General features: G+C 39.8%; 20 protein-coding genes and 5 pseudogenes. 5 read left to right on the top strand and 20 right to left on the bottom strand.

What is annotated here, in order from left to right; genetic code table 11:
- Positions 1–114: 114 nt before the first annotated feature.
- Together ACOXXR_RS01495 and ACOXXR_RS01490 are read right to left on the bottom strand one after the other, a co-directional pair.
- On the bottom strand, positions 115–825 hold the full coding sequence (locus tag ACOXXR_RS01495; RefSeq protein ID WP_135782817.1) for a CPBP family intramembrane glutamic endopeptidase: 711 nt from the start codon (positions 823–825) through the stop codon (positions 115–117).
- Between the two features lie 39 nt (positions 826–864).
- Positions 865–1050: a hypothetical protein gene (locus tag ACOXXR_RS01490; protein ID WP_135782818.1), complete on the bottom strand. Its 186-nt coding sequence runs from the start codon at positions 1048–1050 to the stop codon at positions 865–867.
- Positions 1051–1530: 480 nt separating this feature from the next.
- Here ACOXXR_RS01490 and ACOXXR_RS01485 point away from each other — a divergent pair, with 480 nt between their 5' ends.
- Positions 1531–1734, top strand: coding sequence for a CsbD family protein (locus ACOXXR_RS01485; RefSeq protein ID WP_125334912.1), 204 nt, complete (start codon positions 1531–1533; stop codon positions 1732–1734).
- Between the two features lie 263 nt (positions 1735–1997).
- Here ACOXXR_RS01485 and ACOXXR_RS01480 read toward each other — a convergent pair whose 3' ends face one another.
- From ACOXXR_RS01480 to ACOXXR_RS01420, 13 genes and pseudogenes are all read right to left on the bottom strand, one after another.
- Positions 1998–3047, bottom strand: coding sequence for a DUF389 domain-containing protein (locus tag ACOXXR_RS01480; RefSeq protein ID WP_000126416.1), 1050 nt, complete (start codon positions 3045–3047; stop codon positions 1998–2000).
- Complete coding sequence (locus tag ACOXXR_RS01475; protein ID WP_001253404.1) at positions 3044–3367, bottom strand: potassium channel family protein; 324 nt, start codon at positions 3365–3367, stop codon at positions 3044–3046. The genes ACOXXR_RS01480 and ACOXXR_RS01475 overlap by 4 nt, the downstream gene beginning before the upstream one ends.
- Positions 3368–3380: 13 nt before the next feature.
- Positions 3381–3722 (bottom strand): hypothetical protein, encoded by a 342-nt coding sequence (locus tag ACOXXR_RS01470; RefSeq protein WP_000397556.1) that lies wholly within the window; start codon positions 3720–3722, stop codon positions 3381–3383.
- Positions 3647–3949, bottom strand: coding sequence for a TMEM175 family protein (locus ACOXXR_RS01465; RefSeq protein ID WP_004240734.1), 303 nt, complete (start codon positions 3947–3949; stop codon positions 3647–3649). Before ACOXXR_RS01465 ends, ACOXXR_RS01470 begins: the two co-directional genes overlap by 76 nt.
- Before the next feature lie 353 nt (positions 3950–4302).
- A pseudogene (locus ACOXXR_RS01460) lies at positions 4303–4410 on the bottom strand (30S ribosomal protein S9); the annotation flags it as partial.
- Positions 4411–4872: 462 nt separating this feature from the next.
- Positions 4873–5007: a hypothetical protein gene (locus tag ACOXXR_RS01455; RefSeq protein ID WP_023024363.1), complete on the bottom strand. Its 135-nt coding sequence runs from the start codon at positions 5005–5007 to the stop codon at positions 4873–4875.
- Between the two features lie 43 nt (positions 5008–5050).
- Positions 5051–5389 (bottom strand): Cd(II)/Zn(II)-sensing metalloregulatory transcriptional regulator CadX, encoded by a 339-nt coding sequence (gene cadX / locus ACOXXR_RS01450; protein WP_000711078.1) that lies wholly within the window; start codon positions 5387–5389, stop codon positions 5051–5053.
- 11 nt (positions 5390–5400) lie between these two features.
- Complete coding sequence (locus ACOXXR_RS01445) at positions 5401–6015, bottom strand: CadD family cadmium resistance transporter (protein ID WP_002911684.1); 615 nt, start codon at positions 6013–6015, stop codon at positions 5401–5403.
- Positions 6016–6314: 299 nt separating this feature from the next.
- Positions 6315–8378, bottom strand: a complete 2064-nt coding sequence (locus ACOXXR_RS01440) for a heavy metal translocating P-type ATPase (RefSeq protein ID WP_002893754.1) — start codon at positions 8376–8378, stop codon at positions 6315–6317.
- 1 nt (position 8379) lies between these two features.
- The gene (locus ACOXXR_RS01435; RefSeq protein WP_002902306.1) at positions 8380–8658 is read right to left on the bottom strand and encodes a DUF6110 family protein; all 279 of its coding nucleotides are present in this window, start codon (positions 8656–8658) and stop codon (positions 8380–8382) included.
- 180 nt (positions 8659–8838) lie between these two features.
- Positions 8839–9429: pseudogene (locus ACOXXR_RS01430) on the bottom strand (IS256 family transposase); the annotation flags it as partial.
- Between the two features lie 148 nt (positions 9430–9577).
- Positions 9578–9911 (bottom strand): annotated as a pseudogene (locus tag ACOXXR_RS01425) (diacylglycerol/lipid kinase family protein); the annotation flags it as partial.
- A 3-nt stretch (positions 9912–9914) separates the two neighbouring features.
- Positions 9915–10058, bottom strand: a pseudogene (locus tag ACOXXR_RS01420) (IS982 family transposase); the annotation flags it as partial.
- 350 nt (positions 10059–10408) lie between these two features.
- Here ACOXXR_RS01420 and ACOXXR_RS01415 point away from each other — a divergent pair.
- Complete coding sequence (locus tag ACOXXR_RS01415; RefSeq protein ID WP_425931275.1) at positions 10409–11017, top strand: DUF1269 domain-containing protein; 609 nt, start codon at positions 10409–10411, stop codon at positions 11015–11017.
- Between the two features lie 244 nt (positions 11018–11261).
- Entirely contained in the window at positions 11262–11483 is a 222-nt protein-coding gene (locus ACOXXR_RS01410; protein WP_002893762.1) for a tyrosine-type recombinase/integrase, read from the top strand.
- Between the two features lie 108 nt (positions 11484–11591).
- Here ACOXXR_RS01410 and rpsI read toward each other — a convergent pair whose 3' ends face one another.
- From rpsI to rlmB, 5 genes are all read right to left on the bottom strand, one after another.
- The gene (rpsI, locus tag ACOXXR_RS01405; protein WP_000075969.1) at positions 11592–11984 is read right to left on the bottom strand and encodes a 30S ribosomal protein S9; all 393 of its coding nucleotides are present in this window, start codon (positions 11982–11984) and stop codon (positions 11592–11594) included.
- Between the two features lie 18 nt (positions 11985–12002).
- Positions 12003–12449: a 50S ribosomal protein L13 gene (gene rplM / locus ACOXXR_RS01400; protein ID WP_002876943.1), complete on the bottom strand. Its 447-nt coding sequence runs from the start codon at positions 12447–12449 to the stop codon at positions 12003–12005.
- Between the two features lie 153 nt (positions 12450–12602).
- Positions 12603–13466 carry a DegV family protein gene (locus ACOXXR_RS01395; RefSeq protein WP_270615917.1) on the bottom strand — a complete coding sequence of 288 codons (864 nt, stop codon included), beginning with the start codon at positions 13464–13466 and terminating at the stop codon, positions 12603–12605.
- Positions 13463–13978, bottom strand: coding sequence for an NYN domain-containing protein (locus ACOXXR_RS01390; RefSeq protein ID WP_445278594.1), 516 nt, complete (start codon positions 13976–13978; stop codon positions 13463–13465). The genes ACOXXR_RS01395 and ACOXXR_RS01390 overlap by 4 nt, the downstream gene beginning before the upstream one ends.
- A gap of 29 nt (positions 13979–14007) precedes the next feature.
- Positions 14008–14736 carry a 23S rRNA (guanosine(2251)-2'-O)-methyltransferase RlmB gene (gene rlmB, locus ACOXXR_RS01385; RefSeq protein ID WP_270285145.1) on the bottom strand — a complete coding sequence of 243 codons (729 nt, stop codon included), beginning with the start codon at positions 14734–14736 and terminating at the stop codon, positions 14008–14010.
- A gap of 104 nt (positions 14737–14840) precedes the next feature.
- Between rlmB and ACOXXR_RS01380 the strand changes: the two genes are divergently transcribed.
- Positions 14841–15806, top strand: coding sequence for an aromatic acid exporter family protein (locus tag ACOXXR_RS01380; protein ID WP_155125083.1), 966 nt, complete (start codon positions 14841–14843; stop codon positions 15804–15806).
- A gap of 170 nt (positions 15807–15976) precedes the next feature.
- Positions 15977–19012, top strand: a pseudogene (locus ACOXXR_RS01375) (zinc carboxypeptidase); the annotation flags it as partial.
- Positions 19013–19018 lie beyond the last annotated feature (6 nt).

The following is a 19018-nucleotide window of genomic DNA, read 5'->3' as shown; positions in this document are numbered from 1 at the left end:
TTTCATTATACCACCCCTTAAACGAAAATAAGATCACTTTTAAAAAGTGATCCTAGTTTCATTAAACAACTCCAACCTCTAACTCCCATTTCACGCCCGGCCACAGAGACAAGGTTATTTAACAAGAAAATGCCAGTAGATATAATTGAAGATGAATATCCAGATTGGTTTCCAAAAAGTGAGAAAATTGCTAAAGGCATGCAAGAAGATGGGCAACCGGATATCTTTAGTTTTCTTATAGACAGCTGCGAAGAAGAGCCCTGAACAGAAATAAAGAGAAAAGGTTACAGGGTCCCGATATTGATGGATCAGATGAAAGGCCGCAAAGAGAAAGCCCGAAAGCAAAACGTCTAAATGAAACTTACTTTCTTTAAAGAAGACATTCATCAGATAGCCTCTAAAAATAAATTCTTCGATCATAGGAGATGTAACAGTAGCTAGGACAAAAAACAGAGTGCCCGAAATACCAGGGCCATTTAGATAAATGGAGGATGGCAATTTGGTTTGATGAACGACAGGAACCAGCAAATCCTGAAAAGTTTGTAGCACCCATCTTTCAACAAAGAACCACAAGAGCACCAGAGCAAAATACCCCAGATAGTGCCACTTCCATTTCTGTATATTGGAACGAATGACTATCTTCTGCTTTTTAAACCAAAATAGAATGCCGATGAGAAGCAAAGAGTAGAGAATCAAATAGATGAAATAAAGAAAACTTACATCACCATTGAAAACTCCAGTTAGGTAGATACCAAGGCCTTCAATCCCAAAAACAAATAGATATAACAGGAACAGTAAAGCGACTCCATGTTTGGCATATTTCATAACATCCTCCACCAACAAAAAAATTTTAGCCGATACTCATTAAATTGCGAAGAAACTTCGCATTTCAAGTGGCGCAATCAACTTACGGAAGTATTCCCAACCATTCGGACCACCTGAAACTGGAGGCGGTCCCATATATATAGTATTAAAAACCCCACCACCTGCTACTTTTGAGAGAAAATCGCTATCTAAACTATCAAATTCTTCCAAAATCTTTGTATTCATTATGAATACCTCCTTATATTTATTAGATTAAAAAATATTGTCTAGTTGCAACTTTGACAATTTTAGTATAGCACACGAAAAATCTTTAAATCAACAAACTCCTAAATTGTCCCTTTTTGAACAGAAAGTGGCATCTTCTTTTGTTTTTTACTCCACTTTGCTAGGAGAAAACAGCCATTTAGATTTTCTAGCCTGACGATGCTACACTATATTATTCCTTAATCACCAGGACGATTTTATTTTGAAATAGCGGAAGATCTATGCTTCTTCAATTAAAAACAAGGCAAGGACCTATTCATCCATCATTAGTTGCTATCTCATCATGACTCCTTCCCACTTTCAAAATACCGTAGCGAATATTTGACTTCCCATTTCAGAAGGCATATACTTATATTAATCTGAGCTAAATAGTTTTAATTTTTTAAATGAACTGTCTTGAATTCAGATTAATAAAACTATTTACTTAACGGAGGTGACACTATGTCATTAGAAGATAAATTAAACCAAGTTAAAGGTTCTGTAAAAGAAGGTCTCGGTAAAGTAACCGGTGATAAAAAAACAGAAGCTGAAGGCGTTGCTGAAAAAGTTGCATCAAAAGCAAAAGAAGTTGCTGAAGATGCAAAAGAAGCTGTTGAAGGAGCTATCAAAGGCGTGAAAAACATCCTTCACAAAGACGATAACTAATCGTTAACGTTCTAAAACCACCCTACTTTCTGCAGTCCAATTCGACCAGGGAAGATGGGGTGGTTTTTTGTTTGTCTTTGATTTAGTTTGGGTGTAGAAAAAGAACACCCCATGGTGTGAACCATGAAGTGTTTCATCATCTTCTGCATACTTGCTTTACAGGATGTCAATTTTTCTGGATTCATCAATTTTATTTTGTTATAGGTAAGAAAGAAGAACAAACAAGAAAAACACGGCATAAAAACCTATTCAGTTCATCGTCCTCAATCCTTGTCTGCTTCATTTTCTTTTACGAGATCGTTTTGTGAATCTTTTTCAGAGAGTTTTTGATCAATATACTTGTCAATGTTTTCATAAAATTCCTTGGTCGCTTCACTATCTAATGTTGGCGAGTTCTGAACTTGATTCACTTTCAATTGAACAGATTGAATACCGTAAGAGGCTTGTTTTTGGTGGAGTGTTTCTAATTCTTCTTCTGAAATCGGATCTCCAACAACCGTCAAGACCAATTCATTGTTACTTGACTTGTAGACTTGATTAATAACCGTATAATTGGCGAACTCTTTTCCTACAAACTGTTTGATCCCTTCTTTGCGCGCTTGTTCTATTGTCAGAGTAACTGCCGAATAGCTAGCTGGAAGAATCAACAATACAATCAAAGAAATCAAGCCAATTCTCATTTTAATGCTCAGCTCTTTAAATGAAGTTAAAGGAGATTTTCTCATCAAAATTCTTGTTCCAACAATGTTGGCTAGCATGATAAAGACACAGTTGATCAAGAAAAGATAGAGAGCCCCCAATAAAAATCGTACATTCCCATTAGCTAAACCATAGCCAGCAGTACAGATAGGCGGCATCAAAGCTGTAGCAATGGCTACTCCTGGCACGATATTGTTTGCTTCTTTTTTCCTTGAACCGATCACACCAGCAATCCCACCAGCAATAGCAATGAGAACATCCCAAATGGTTGGAGAGGTTCGTGCGATCAACTCGCTACTTGCATAAGACAAGGGAGAAATCCAGAAATACAGAGTCGAGACAAGCAAACTGACCAACACTTGAGTCAATAAAACCTCTAGAGATTGCTTGATTAAACGCGTATCAAAAATAGCTAAACCGAATCCCAGTCCAACAATCGGTGTCATGAGAGGTGAAATTAACATGGCTCCAATAATAACAGCTGTTGAATTCATATTTAGACCGATAGAGGCAATAAAAATTGCACACATCAAAATCGCTGTATCTCTCAATCGAACATGAAGGTCATCGTATAATTTCTCACGGTATTCCCGTGTTGAATAATTGGCAGTCATTTGTCCTCTCCTCTTTCCTTATTTAAATCGGTATAATAATTAATAATAACAGCTGATAAACAGCCAAAAAATATGAGCCCATAAATCGTCAAGAAGACACTGGTAATCCTTCCAATCAAGGTCACAGCTAGGAGATCCCCGTAGCCGACAGTCGTCGAAGTCACAAAAGCATACCAAAGACCGTCTCCGTAATTTGTGATAGCAGGTTCAACTAGGAAAAGCACGCCTCCTGACCCAAAAACAAAGGTCACAAAACTCAGAGCAAACCGAGTAAAACCCGTAACCTGTATAATATGCCATAACATTTTTAAACGTCTCATTTGTTCTCCTTATTCATACTAGCTCCTGACCGAGCCGTTTTTTCCAATAATCAAAGTGAAGATAGGACATGATCTCCATCAGAGAAAGATAGACAAACTGATAGATCTGATTTAAGCTGATTATCAACTGATATTGTTTGAAAAATGACTGGAAGAAAGACCAGATATGACTGTCTTGAATCAGTCCCTTCTTAACATCAGACAGGATATTAGCTAAAGCTCCCAAGGACTGAAACGGTAAATCCTTGACATTTATATAGATCCGGTCCACCACATCATTCAGACTGGTATCTTGGATGGCATGAAATTCTCCAAAGAGAACTCCTGCCGCTCCAAGAGTAGAAACAAATTCCACCAAATAATTTCTGAGGAAATTTTCTCAACCTTTTCCCATAATGTGTTTAGTGCCATCCATAACGATCCCAACCAGAAAAAGGAAAGAAAACAAGCAAAGAAATTTTGCCGTAAATCCCAAAAAGCTTCAAGACTTGGTGTTGTTGGTTTTTCTAACTCTAAAATCAAGATGGTCATAATAATTGCTAGAACAGCATCTGTCAATACAATTAATCTGTCTTTCTTCATCGGATTGCATCCCCTTTCTTTTTTGTAACATTCTATCTTATCGCATAATATTGGATATTCTTTCATAATCCGACTACAAACAAAAATAAACCAAAAAGTCTGTCCCTATTATGCTATATTTAACTCTAGAAGTATTCATCCATCTAATTAATAAATATATCATATTTCACAATAAATGAATACTATCAAAGATTCATCCCCTTTCACTTCATCATTTAGTGTTGCTTAGATTTATCAAAAACAACCAAATTTGTATTAATTTCAAGTATCACCTAGTTACAAAAATTTGGGGTGAACAGAAAAAGCATCCCGTATTTTTGATACGAAATGCTTTCAATAAGTTTAAATAAGTTTTAACGTTTACTAAATTGTGATGCTTTACGAGCTTTTTTCAAGCCTGGTTTGGAAAGTTTGGGTTTCAGTTGGATTAAAAATAGCGTCATATCAAGGCTTTTCAGAACGGAATCTACTGATTAATTTCATAAAATTTGAATCAGTATTTTTTAAACAGGGGAATAGTTTAGGTCTCTAAGCATTAAAATAATACACCTAACTTTGGTCACCGTTTTTTAGTTATTCACTCTTTTTTCGGATAGTGTTTTTAAAGTTATGATGTAAAATGCCGCAATTAAAACACTATACATCATAATCAGAGGATAGACAATTAAGGATAGAATCAATCCCACTCCTTTAATTATTAGGTCAGGTATCAATAACTTCCTATATTGTGCGGTAGCTTCAAGTAATTCTTTCTGATCTATATTGGGTTTATCAATTACTTTATGTAAAAAACAGTTTGCTACTGTTGAAACAATAACGATCAGTCCATAAAAGAGCTGTGCCGTATGATTCATGAAATGACTACTAACTATTCCAGTAGCATAGGGCATAAATGAAACAAAAAATAAAAGATACAAATTCTTTCAAATTTCTCCCTTTTCAATTTGCCTAACTTGACCTGCATTACCTAGGTCGCTTTGCTTTAAATTATACTTTTTTCTTAAACATTTAATACGAGTAGGTATTTCTTGTGAGTAATTTTCATCAAAAAATTTCATATATAATCTCCCTATAATCATGGAAAAGTAGTAAAAATAGTTGTTATCCTAGTTGATTAAAAAAATCTCTGATTTCCTCATCTTTTATAAAATAATATATAATTTTCCCCTCTCTTCTAGTGTCCAAGATGTTTTGATTGGCTAGTTTACGAAGATGGTGGGAGGCAGATGCCATACTGAGATTTAATAAACAGGCTATATCGCAGACACAGAGTTCTTCGACGGCAAGGAGATAAAAGATGATATTTATCTGTTTATTATCGGTAAATTTTGATAAAATGCGAAGTGATTTTTGGACTTTTTCCTTTTCAAGGTAGTTCGTTGCGGTTGTAACATTTTGTTGATTTATAACATCCACTTGACAGATACTATCTTTTTTCATAATTTTTTCTCCTAGCCTAACACAGCCCATAGCATGTCAAAGCTGTTGTTTTCAATCAGGATATACATCCCCAATCCTAAATAGACAACGGCAATAAACCATCTGCTATATTTTTCCAAAGTTTCTCCAACAGAAGGGACTTGTGCTAATTTTTGGGCAGAAAAAACCAAGAGATAAATCATGACTAGAAAAGTAAGTAAAGTCACTATCAAATTCGCTAAATTTAAGGTGGTAAAATATGGGACAAAGACACCAATATTGTCAGCGCCACAACTTGCAAAAGTAATCATAGCGACTAGAAAAATCAGGTTTTTATTGTCTTTTCGCAAACCATCTTTTGCAATAGCTTCTCCATCAGAATCTCCTAAAAGCAAAACTTTGAGGCCTAGGAAAATTGGAATCAAACCGAGTAAACCTAAAATCTCTTTACTAGGAATATAATTTAAGACAAATGCAAAAAGCAAACTTAGGAATATTAGACTAACAGAGCCTAGAAATTGTCCTAAATAGATGTTAATGATGTCCTTTCTGCTTTTTCTTTTGGCAAAAAATAACATTAGGATAATAAGTAAGTCTACGGCTGTCCCAGAATACAGGATTATTGAAGTAACAATATTTTGAATCATAAAACACCTCATTCAAATATATTTTTGAATGTATTCTAACATTAACCTTTGTAGATGTCAACTTAAAATCCACCAATTAATAATTGCATGTCAATATTTGTATTGTGAAACTAGTTTCAGAAATATATAGTCTTAAAGTATGTCCACTGCCAATGGTTTTTTCAATATTTAAAAGGAGAGAACCAATTTGGTCCTCTCCAGGGTATAATTTTCCACCAACCCACTACAGTTGACAAAGAACCGTTATTCTCAAATGAGACAACTCCTTTTAGTTTTTATAACCTCAGCTTCTCGGTCTCTTACCTACTTTTAATAGAAAGACTACGAAGGACGATTCTTAAAGTAGTCAGATTGTGCAATATCGAAAGATTAGATGGGCTTAACCAATTTAACAACCCAAATCCAATTAAACTTCCATTTATTACAACTGTTTCTTGAATATTTCTTTGAATTAATTTCTGCAACGATTCAGATAAAGAATTCAATTCCTCGAAGAAATCTAAACGATTATCTAATAATAAAATATCACTCATCTGCTTAGAAATATCAGCACTTTCATTCATCACAACCCCAATATCTGCAAGCGTCAAGGCAGCAGAGTCGTTTAACCCGTCTCCAACCATCAAAATAGTTCGGCCAGCTTTCTGTAATTCCTGAACCAACTGAAACTTACCATCTGGTTTTAAATCAGTATAAACGTTGTCAAATGGCAGATCTTTAACCAACTCTTCTGTTCTAGCCAACGTATCACCAGTTGCCAGAATCAGTTTTTTCCCTTGGCGCTTTAGCTTTTTCAATGCAACTTTCGCCTCGCTTCTCAAGGGAGTGTGGATACAAAACATCCCAATTAATTCTTTCTTATAAGCCAAAAACAATAAATTGTAATGAGTCTTATATTGCTCAATCAAGGCCAGCTGCTCAGAACTAATTCTTACCTGTTCGTCTTGCATTAGTACATAATTTCCAATGACAACCGATTGACCATCAATTTGCGATTTAATCCCTTTGCTTGCAACATACTGAAGCTTGCCATGCATTTCTTCGTGTTCAATGCCTTCAATTTCAGCTTGTTTAACAATTGCATTGGCAATAGGATGATAGATATGTTCCTCCAAACATGCACTTATTCTTAAAATATCTTTCTCAGTATAATCTCCGAAAGGAAGAACCTTTTCAACCAAAGGATAACTCGTCGTGATGGTACCCGTTTTATCAAACAAGAAAGTATCCACTTCCAGATATTTTTCTAATACATCACCATCTTTAATAACCATTTCTCGATTTAGACCTTCCTTTATGGCCGTAAGGTAGGCTACAGGTGTGGATATTTTTAGAGCACATGAAAAATCCACCAATAAAAAGGAAATGGCTTTTGAAAACGAACCTGTTAACAGATAAGTCAAACCAGCACCTAAGAAGTTATATTTTACAACCTTGTCTGCCATCCTAATAAAATGACGTTGTTTTGTCTTCTTACTCTCTTCAGATTTTTTCATCAGATTGATGAGTTGCAAAATACGACTGTTTATCTGATTATCAGTCACACGAATTCTTAACTCTCCTGTTTCCAAAACAGTATTCGCACATACAGAATCTCCCTCTTTCTTTTCAACAGGGAAGCTCTCTCCAGTCAAGGAACTCTCATTGACCATGCCTAATCCTGAAACCACTTGGCCGTCAAACAAGATTTCATTACCTTGGGAGACAACTAATACATCACCTACTTGAACATCAGAACTCTTGATGCTGATGACCATGTCTCCCCGCACTAAGAAAACATCACTTTCTTTAGCAAGAAGGCTTTGTTCCAAATCTGTTGCTGTTTTTTTTAAAGACCACTGATCCAGATGATTACCCAAATCAAGCATAAACATGATGTTGCTAGCTGTCTTGGATTGGTTCATAAACAAGGACAACAAAATGGCCGAACAGTCCAAGACCTCCATGGTTAGTTCCTTGCGCGCTAAAGTTTGATAGGCTTCTTTGACATAACCCAAAGCCTGATAACAAGTCCAAATATAACGAATAGGGTAGGGTACAAAACTTCGAAACAGCAAACGCTTAATCGCTGCACCCGATACAATTGAATAAGCACTCTCTTCTCTACGAATGGGAAGAGTCATCAAGTCCGAAACTTTCCCCTTGTCAATTTTTTTTAAAAAGGCCTCTGCATTTTCTAATACAGAGAAGCCTTCTTTCATACGTAGAGTAAAGTGCTGCTGATCCATATAAAACTGAATAGAGTCGATCCCTTTTTCATCTTTAGCCAAGGAACGAAGATAATCTTGAATATCCAAGGTCAGTGAAAACGAGGACGATAATCGGATATGTTGATATCCTCTGTGTAGCACTTTAAAAGACATATTATTCACCTGTCAGGCTATCTAATTGTTCTTCTTTCTTTTCCTGTTCGTATAAATATTTAGCGTCTTGTAAAACATCATCACCGTGTTGTTTTACAACAGAAACAGATGCATCCAGTCCATCTTTCAATTTGTAAGCTTTAGCCAAGGCCTTAGAATAGCCTTTCTTAGCTTCTTTACTTGCTAAGACTTTCAAGCCAAGCGTCCCAAATGCTACCCCTCCTAAGAAGAGAGATGATTTTTTCGCAACTTTTACGACGTTTAATACTTCTTTTAACATGTTTATTTCCTCCTTGTAACTATTGTAGCGAAAAATGACAGCAAAAGCAATTGCTGATATCTGATATATAGATAAAATTCTCTATACTGATATTTAATTATATTATGATGAAAACAATATACTTTATTTTTTGATACTGTCAATAATTATGTGTAAACACTTAAGTAGAGTTACGGAGTGTTAATTAAATAAGCTTTCAAGTGTATCAGAACATTGACCAAACCCTTTATGGATTCGTTGACTTTGCTTGAAATTATAATCTTCAAACAACGTAACTAAGTAACGTTCCAGAGCCTCCTCATTAGGAAAAAGAACCTTCTTTTTCGTTTGATGTTTGATTTCTTTGTTAAGAGACTCAATGAGGTTTGTCGAATACATGCTGTGCCAAATCTGGTAGGGAAACTGATAAAAAGTTAAAAGATTATCCGTCTTCTCCAGACTTTCCATGACTTTCCTATACTTTGGTTTCCATTCGGCGAGAAAGTCCTCTAAAGCTTGTCCTGCCATTTCTAAATTTTCAGCACGATAAATCATTATAAATTGCCCCAGAATAACCGCTCTATCTGCTCGTTTCACTTTACTAGCTAGATTTCGACTAATATGAATTAAGCAACATTGTTGTTTAGCTAATGGGTGAGCCTGACTGATAATCTGCTCAAGCCCCTTAAAGCCATCTGTAACTACAAGAGAAATCTGTTGGATTCCTTGGTTTTGAAGCTTGTCTAACAGGGTGGACCAAGAAGCATTGTTTTCTTGAGGCAACTGTGCATAGCATATCTCTATGCGACTAAAGTCGCTAGAGCTATCCTAATTGCGCACCGCCAGTTCTCATAGAAAAAAACACCTTGCAAGATGCAAAGTGTTTTCGTTTGTATTCTGCTGTCCAGCAACGAATTAACGTTTAGAGAACTGGCTAGCTTTACGAGCCTTTTTCAAGCCTGTTTTCTAGTATTTTTATATCTATTGGCAGATTATCCGACTTATCCCCATCAACATCTGACTCTAACTCAACCTCTGAAGAAATCCTAATATTGCGTACTTTGATATATTCGATATTATTGTTACCTACTAGATCCCCTTTTTAATAAATCTGGGATAGCCGATAATTTAGAAATGATGGATGAATCCTTTAAAATCAAGATATTTCCATATTCATCTGTATTTTCATCAAATAGTTTTTTGTCTGCATAGTAATTGGATAGAAGAACTAAGACCTGAGTAGCTTCACCTTCATAATTGCCATTTTTGCTTTCAAAAGGTAATAATTGCTTGTTCATAGCTTGGCGAATCAGTTGCACCAGCCAAATTAATTGTCTTGACCGACGAATAAAGCGACTTCTTTCAAGGATTCGACCATAAGGAAACAGTTGGCAGATTCTATAAAAGTGTCGATGTGATTCGGCACGCTCATCAGACTCGCTACACAGAGCTGGTACATAATATCTGCTATAATTTTCTGGAAGATTTGGTCAAGCGGTCTTTTAGCCGTGTGACAGGCATACAGGAAAAACACTATTTATTTACTTTTTGCACGGGAGGCTTTAAGATGTTGCTGGACGCCTTTCTTGATAATCACTCAGAGTCGCCAGAGTGTCTGGGCTGGGATATGGCAAAGATATACCGCTGCCTGAAACTGTTCTTTGACGCTGATAAACGCGACATATCAATTAAAATGTCGCACTAAAATGATTGAAAAGTGATTGAAACTGTATTATAATGAACGTATATATTTAGAAAAGAGGTACTAACTATGGAAAACCTAGTAGTTTCAGTCTTTAACACTGAAAGCGAAGCTTATCAGTCCTTTGCGGATTTGAAGGCTTTCCGCCAAACTCAGACGACCAAGGTTGCTCAAATCGCCTTGGTCAAAAATGAAAACGGTCATATCGTTGAAAAAGAACGCTATGACTTTGAAGATTCAACGACGGATGCAGCCCTAAAAGGTGGCTTGCTCGGTGCAGTTATCGGGCTTTTGGGTGGTCCTATCGGCGTCTTGTTTGGTTATGGTATGGGTAGCCTCTATGGTTTGGCTGCTGGTGATACCATTGATACGGCAGAAACTGGCCTGATTGACGTTGTTTCTCAGAAATTGACTAACGGTGAAACAGCCGTTGTTGCCTTGGTGCAAGAAGACAACGAAGCAGTCATCGATGCTTACTTCACCAAGTACGACACCCAAATCATGCGTTGGGATGTAGCAACCGTCGTAGCCGAAATCGAAGCAGCTCTGCAAGTCCAAGAAGACCTCTACAACCAGGCACGTGCACAAATGAAGGCTGAACGTAAAACCGAACGCAAGGCTAAACTTGAAGAATTCAAGGCGAATGTCAAAGCAAAATTTGACAAATTGAAAGCGTAACGTCTAAGCGTCTCATAAATTTAAATGTGACTGAGACGCCATTTAAAATTTATGTGCGTCGGATTCTCACAGTTAAATAATTGCGTTGACAAAGCCGTTACAGCCGTTCTTCCATTCTTTGAAAAGAATGTTTAATAGACAAGAAATCTGGACTAGTATTGGTCTGGATTTTTTTGTGAATATAGAGGTCATAGCTTTTTGACTATGCTTCGTTATAATTAGAAAAATTTTAAGTTTTATCAAGATGAAATCAGTCAGACGAAGACATCCCGAATTAGCACCAGCATCACCACACAAACTAAGACATACTGGTGCTACTCTTGCTAAACAAGCAGGTGTTTCTCTTGAAGCCTTCTCAGAAGCTCTTACTCATAGTGATAAAGAGATTACAAAAACTTACGTTAATATCAAAGATAAAGTCAATCAGACTGTAGGTGATATTGCTTTTCGTAGTTTAAAAAATTGATGGGGTGAATATAAGGTGAATTTTGGGGTGAACTTTCGTTTTTTGAACAAAAAAGACATCCAAGAGAAAATTCTTGAATGTCTGTAAACGTTGATATAATCGTATTGATTAACGTTTTGAGAATTGTGATGCTTTACGAGCTTTCTTAAGACCTGGTTTCTTACGCTCAACTTTACGTGAGTCACGTGTAAGAAGTCCTGCGCGTTTCAAAGAATCGCGGAAGTCTGGGTCTACTTGAAGAAGGGCACGAGCAATACCGTGACGGATAGCTCCTGCTTGACCAGCGTATCCACCACCTACAACGTTAACGAAAACGTCGTATGAACCTACAGTTGAAGTAACTGCGAATGGTTGGTTGATTACAAGACGAAGGTCAGCGTGTGGGATGTACTCTTCAACATCTTTTTTGTTAACAGTGATTTTACCAGTTCCTGGAACAAGGCGAACGCGTGCAACAGCGTTTTTACGACGTCCAGTACCTGCATATTGTGCTTGTGACATACTTTATTGTTCCTTTCCTTAGATAAGTCCTGAAATATCAAGAACTTCTGGTTGTTGTGCAGCGTGAGTGTGCTCAGCTCCAACGAATACTTTCAATTTCATACCTTGAGCGCGGCCAAGAGTATTGTGTGGAAGCATACCTTTAACTGATTTCTCAATCAAACGAACTGCATTTTTAGAACGAAGTTCACCAGCAGAGATTGATTTCAATCCACCTGGGTGGTTTGAGTGAGTGTAGTAGATCTTATCAGTTGCTTTTTTACCAGTCAATTTAACTTTTTCAGCATTGATAACGATTACGAAGTCACCTGTATCAGTGTGTGGTGTGAATGTTGGTTTGTTTTTTCCGCGAAGCACGCTAGCAACAACTGCTGAAAGGCGTCCAAGAGGTACATCAGTTGCGTCAACAACGTACCATTTGCGTTCTACTTGGCCTGGTTTAGCCATGAATGTAGTTTTGTTCATGATTTCTCCTATTATGAATATCGTTTTTGTTTACAGGGCGGATGTTCCGGTCCGCGAGTTATTTGAAAGGTTCCGGGGCCTTACAAATGGGGTAAACAATACCGCCTACTATTGTATCAAATTTTTCAAATAAAAGTCAACCGATTTGAAAAATTATTTGCGATTTTCTTTTCCTATGACAAAGCCGATGAGAGAATTAGGACCGACGTGGGCTGCAATGACTGGACCTAAAGGCATAATCAAAACTTGAGAAATGGCTGGATTCTCCAACAATTGAGCCTTGAGCTCTTCCGCTCCAGCAAGATCGTCCGTGTAAGAAACCAAAGCTGTGCTGTGGCCGATATCATCCTGGATGAGTGAAAGCATTTCTCGCATAGCTTTTTTACGTCCCCGAACTTTGGCTATAGGGGCTAACTTGCCTTCTGCATCAATCCAAAGAAGAGGTTTGATGTTGACCAAACTTCCGACGATAGCTGAACTCTTAGAGAGACGTCCTCCGCGCATCAGATGGTAGAGATCATCCACCAAGAAATAGGTCCGTAACTTAGGGGCAACTTCCATCAGCTCTTCCTTGACTTGATCCAAACTCTTTCCTGCATCACGCGCCTCAACTGCTAGCATAGACAAGTAGCCCTCTCCAATCCCTGCAGCTTTTGGATCGATGATTTCAATCACAGCTTCTGGGTAGTCTTCAAGGATCAAGTCTCTTGCCATGACCGCACTCTGGTAGGTCCCTGACAAGACTGAAGAGAAGGCGATATAAAGGAGGTTTTCCTTGCGCTGAGCATAACCCTTGAAAATCTCTTGGAATTGCCCAACATTGACCTGGCTGGTCGTTGGTTTAGCACCCTTTTGCATTTCTGCTAATAATTGGGGGCTAGTAAGTTTGTCTGGACCTACTGTCTCATAATGAGTCCCATCGATTTGGATCGACAAACCGACGATTTCTACATCATGCTCCTGTGCCCATCTTTCATCTAAATCTGCAGTTGAATCTGTTAAAATTTTAAAGGTCATTTACTTGCTCCCATCTCTTTTTGTAGTTGACGTAGGCCCTCTTGGTCAAAAGGCCGTATCGGTGGTTTTTGATCGTTGACGGCTCCTCGCGCCTGGTTCAAATCAGCTTTGACAACGGCGACTCTCTTCTCCAGCTCACGCGCCGAAACACGGAGCGCTCCTTGAGCAAAGACCGTCCATTGCTCATTCAAGTCACTCGTCGCGACTGATACTTGGTGAAGGGGGGTATTGAACTCTGCTGCCAAGCGTTCAATGTAGTCATCAGCGGTTTCATCCTCCGCTGTGAAGACCACTTGGACTTGAAATTCCTCATAGGTCTGACGAATCCCTGGCATATATTGGGCATCAAAGACACAAATTACGCGAATGCCTTCAAAGCTGGCATAGTGACTAAGCTTTTCTAGGAGGATCGTTCGTGCAGCATCTAGCTCACTCTTCTTAAAGAGCTGACGGGTTTCCTGCCAGAAGGCAATCATATTGTAGCCGTCCACTAACAAAATCTTTTCCTTCATCGACTCCCCCTTCCTAGGATTTTCTTCTATTATAGTTTATTGCGAAAGACCTCATACATGAGGATTGCTGCTGCGACACTAGCATTCAGACTTTGGACATGCCCCTGCATCGGAATCGTAATCATTTCATCCACTTGCTTTTTAATATTGGACGAAATGCCCTTGCCTTCGTTTCCAATGATGAGGGCCAACTTCCCACTGGTATTCCATTTGTGAGAAGGCGTTCCATTCATATCGGTCCCAAAGATCCAAAAACCTGCTTCTTTGAGCTTATCCAAGGTTTGGCTAAGGTTGGTCACTCGAGCAATAGGGACATGCTCTACTGCTCCAGTTGAGGTCTTGGCAACAACAGGTGTCACCCCAACAGCACGGTGCTTGGGAATGATGACTCCAGCCACCTGGGTAGCGTCGGCTGTTCGGAGAATGGATCCTAAGTTATGCGGATCGGTCAAGCCATCCAAAATCAAAAGCAGGGGATTGTCTTGATCAGCTACTTGGGCCAAGATCTCATTCAAGTCCGTATAGGCAAATTCCGAAACTCGCAAGACAAAACCTTGGTGGACAGCCCCTTCTGTCATTTCTTGTAAGGTCTTCTTAGGAGTCCAAGAAATGGACACCTTCTTATCTGCAGCCAGATCCTTGATTTTTTCTACATTTTTTCCACGCAAATCGTCCTGGATATACAATTTATTTCCTGTATTTGCGATCAGTGCTTCTGTGACGGCATGAACACCGTAAACAATATCGTTTTTTTCCATGAAACTAGTATAACACAATTGCCATATCTGGTGAAACATTTGGAGTAGCCCAGTTTGCTTGTGGTATAATAAAACTAGTTTAGAAAAAGGAAAGAATCCGCATTATGCCACTTATTCACCGAACCATCAAGATGGTCCTCGCCACCTGTTTGGCCATCTTGCTTGCAGAGTTTTTAGGTCTGACCTACGCCACCTCTGCGGGGATCATTGCCATCCTCAGCATTACCGATACCCGTCGAAGTACAGCTAGATTAGCCTACAACCGCTTTATGTCCATGCTTCTCGCCCTATTCCTTGGCAGCTTAGCCTTTCAGATTCTCAGCTACAATCTCTGGGCCCTTGGTTTTTATCTAGCCACTTATGTTCCCCTCGCTTTTCTACAAGGCTGGGAAATCGGCATCACACCAAGCTCTGTCCTGGTTACCCATCTCCTGCTAGAAAAATCCACTTCTATAGCTTTATTGGGAAATGAGGTTACCATTTTCCTGATTGGAACCAGCTTTGCTCTCCTTGCCAATCTCTATATGCCTTCTCGACAGGAAGAAATTGATCGCTATCACGAAATTGTCGAGGAGCAACTCAAAAAGATTCTTTACCGTTTTGCAGAATTTCTCGGAAAAGGAGATGGGAGCAACGATGCCAGCTTGATTCGTGAGCTAGATACCATTTTAAAAGAAGCACTCGATCTAGTGTATCTAGACCATTCCAACCACCTCTTCCACCAGACCAACTACCATATCCACTATTTTGAGATGCGAAAGCGTCAAAATAATATCCTGCGAGACATGGCCAACAACGTCAATAACTGTCAATTAGCCGCGAGCGAGAGTCTTATTTTGGCCCAACTCTTTGCAAAAACAGCCAGCCAGCTCAGTCAGGAAAATCCAGCTCAATTCCTGCTTGATGAAATCAATCGCTATCTAGCAGTCTTTCGTGAACGGCCTCTCCCTCGATTTCGTCAAGAATTTGAAACCCGAGCGACCCTTTTGCAACTCCTCCGAGACCTTGAAACCTTCATTTCCATCAAGGTGGAATTCTATCAAAATTACCAGGAGGAACTGCAAGCATAAGGTCTTCTTCAGATACATCAAATAAGAGACTGGGAAGTTTTTCCCAGCTTTTTCTTTGCTATTAATCTGGAATGAATTTTAATCAGAAAAACCTTCTTATATATTGAAAGCGCTGCCATAAAGTGTTATGATAGGGGTGCATACATGCAAAGAACAAAGGAGGTCTCTTTATGCATTCTTCTTATAAAAAGCGTTTGTACACAAACGTACTCAGTATCTCTACCGCGGTCCTCTTAGCCTTCCTCGCACAAGGTCAAGTTGCTGCGGACACTGTTGAACCAGCTAGTCCTGCCGCACCTGTCGAAAACGTCCTCAAGCCAGAGGAGGCTAGTGCTAGTCCAGTTACTGGATCAGAAGTGGCAAGTCCTAACTCAGCAACAGAAATTGCACCAAGCCCTGTGGAAGCAAGTCCTAGCTCAGCTAGCGCAGTAGCAAGCTCGTCTACCGCTTCAAACACTGCTAGTCCTACGACCAAAGTAGAAGCCCCTGTAACAGAGCGAGCAGCAAACGCAGATCCTGCCATCAGCCTTAGTGACAGCCCTGTTTACATGTCTGAAAAGGGAACGCTAACGGATACCGTCAAGGATCAAGCTCAGGCTGTTGGAAAGATCAACTGGACCTTGGACGACAAACCACTGGAAGAATGGAAAACTTGGGATATGGAGACAGGAACTCTTTCCAAAGATCCCTTTATCACAGTTGAAGAGAACAAAAACGGAAACGATTTGGATCTGACCTTTACTGTCAAGGAACTCTTTGGCGAAGATTTAAGCCTTCGGAGCCCTAATAATATCCGTCGGACCTATCGGAACTATATTGGCGAGCATACTTTAGTCGGAACTAGTTCAGATCTTGGGCTGACTATTCGCAAGAATCTAACCTTCCGTCCATATAAAGATTTCCATACCCACGAGGAAATGCTAGCTTCCATTGAGCAGACAAAGGCAGAAGCCAAAACGGACCGTCTAGTTCAGCTTGAAACTCTTGGTAAGAGCGCTCAAGGCCGTGATATGAAGATGGGAATTGTGAGTAAGGACCAAGCAAGTATTGACCACTACCTCTCATCTACCAATCCAACAGCTCTCACAAAACCAAGCGAGATGTTGGCAGCTCTGAAGGACAAGACCTTGGATTACAAACTGCCTGTCCTGGTTCATAATACGCATGCGGATGAACAACCTGGGATTGACATCATCACTGGTCTCTTCCGTACCTTCGCTACAGAAAATCAAGTCACTTTTAAAACGACAGACGAAGCTGGTAACGTCAAGAATGTAACTCTGGACATCCCAACTCTCCTAAACAAATTTATCTTCTTGTTTGACTTCACGGAAAACCCTGATGGGGATGCTCTCAACCTGCGTGCTTTGGCCAATGGACTGGATCCCAATCGCGATGCCAGCTACCAAACAAACCCAGAAGTGCGTACCGTCATCCAAATGATCAACAAGTGGAATCCAATTGCTCTCTATGATATCCATGGATTTGTCAAAGAATTCTTGATTGAGCCTGCAACACCTCCACATGATCCGAACTTTGAATACGACCTCATGTCCAACCTCATGCTAGAAAATGCCCGCCATATGGGCCGCGCAGGAGTTGCCAATTCCAAATACGACAGCTACATCATTCCAAAACTGGATTGGGGAGATGGCTGGGATGATTCCTTCTCTGGTTATACAGGTGTCTATGCTGTCTATCACGGCATCTTGGGCCACACCATTGAAATACCAGAATCCAACCAGGAATCTTATTATGCTGGTCGTAATGCTGTCCTCGGCGGCATTGACTTCCTCAACCAAGATCCAGACAAACTCCTTGAGATGCGGCTCAACTTCTACTTACGTGGTCTCAACAAGATTGAAGATCCAAAAGCAGAAAATGAATTAGTAGGACCAACTGGTGAAGTTGTCGGTCGTGTGAAGAATGGTCGTCCGAAATTCTTCCCTGACTACTATGTTATCCCAATGGGCCTCGACAAGGACAATGATGCGCAAGAAGCCTTCAATATGATTGACTACTTCAAACGCAATGGTGTCCTCGTCAAAGAACTCAAAGAAGATACCGGCACCTACAAAAAAGGAGACCTGGTCATTGACATGGCTCAAGCTAAACGGGGCTATGCCAACCATATCCTCTATAAAGGTTCTAATGAATCCGCCTGGGCAGCCATGTATGCGGAACTTCTCGTTAACTTCCCTGATATGAAAGGCTTCAAGGCAGAACCTGTGTTCAAAGACGGTCTCTTTGCTGGAAAACTTGGAGAAGTCACCACCACTCGCGCGACTAGAACCTCTGAGATCGATCCTAAAGCGCCTTACTACGTCATTGCCAATACCTCAGCCAGTGCCGTTCAAGCAGTAAACAAGGCGATTTCCCAAGGTAAATCTGTCTACCTAACAGATGATGGCTACATCGTTGACCGCGATACTTTTGCATCGCTCCTTCCAAACTATGCCATCTACGGCGAAGCCCTCTACAAGGTTCCAAACGGTCCAACCTTGAAACCATTGAAGATCTATTCTCCAAACTATCACTACGATTGGACCGGCGTAGATGCGCCTGCTCATACTAGTTTGGTCCTTGAAAAATTAGGTTTCCAAATCGTCGATACTCCTGACGAAGCTGATGTCATTGTGCTTGAAAATAATCGCTTTGATGCTTCCATCTTCGGCAAGAAACCAACTCTCGTCATCGGCGGGGAAGCCATGCAGAAACTGGAAAAATTGGGAGTTCTTTCAGGTTTTGATGCTGAAAAACTTAAAGGTGGCAGTGACTATGAGGGCTTGATGAAAGCCATCATCGATGACCAAGATCCACTGACCAGCGGTTACAAGAAGAACGCCCTCTTCTACTCCAACTCAGGAAACTGGATTGAAAAGGTTCCAAGCAACTTCAAGACCTTGATGAGTATCGCTTCAAGTGACTACTACATTGCAGGCTGGTGGCCAAAAAATGAAGTCCTAGCCAATAAGGTCATGGCCATCTCTGGAGAACTTCTCGGCCAACCACTCTTTGTCTATGCCGGAAACCCAACCAACCGTCAACACCCTGTCCACTTCTTCCGCTGGGTAACCAATGCGATCTTTGGCAGCAAGTTGGCCAGCTTGATGGATTACGTACCAGCCAAAGAACCAGATCGGGTGGTGGTTCCAATTCATAACCAAACAACCACTCCACAGCCAATATTGGCTAAGAAGGACACTCCTAAA

This window comes from Streptococcus sp. KHUD_013 (assembly GCF_052588545.1).
The sequence above is the reverse complement of the archived record's forward strand: the minus strand, read 5'-3'. Positions and strand labels throughout refer to the sequence as shown.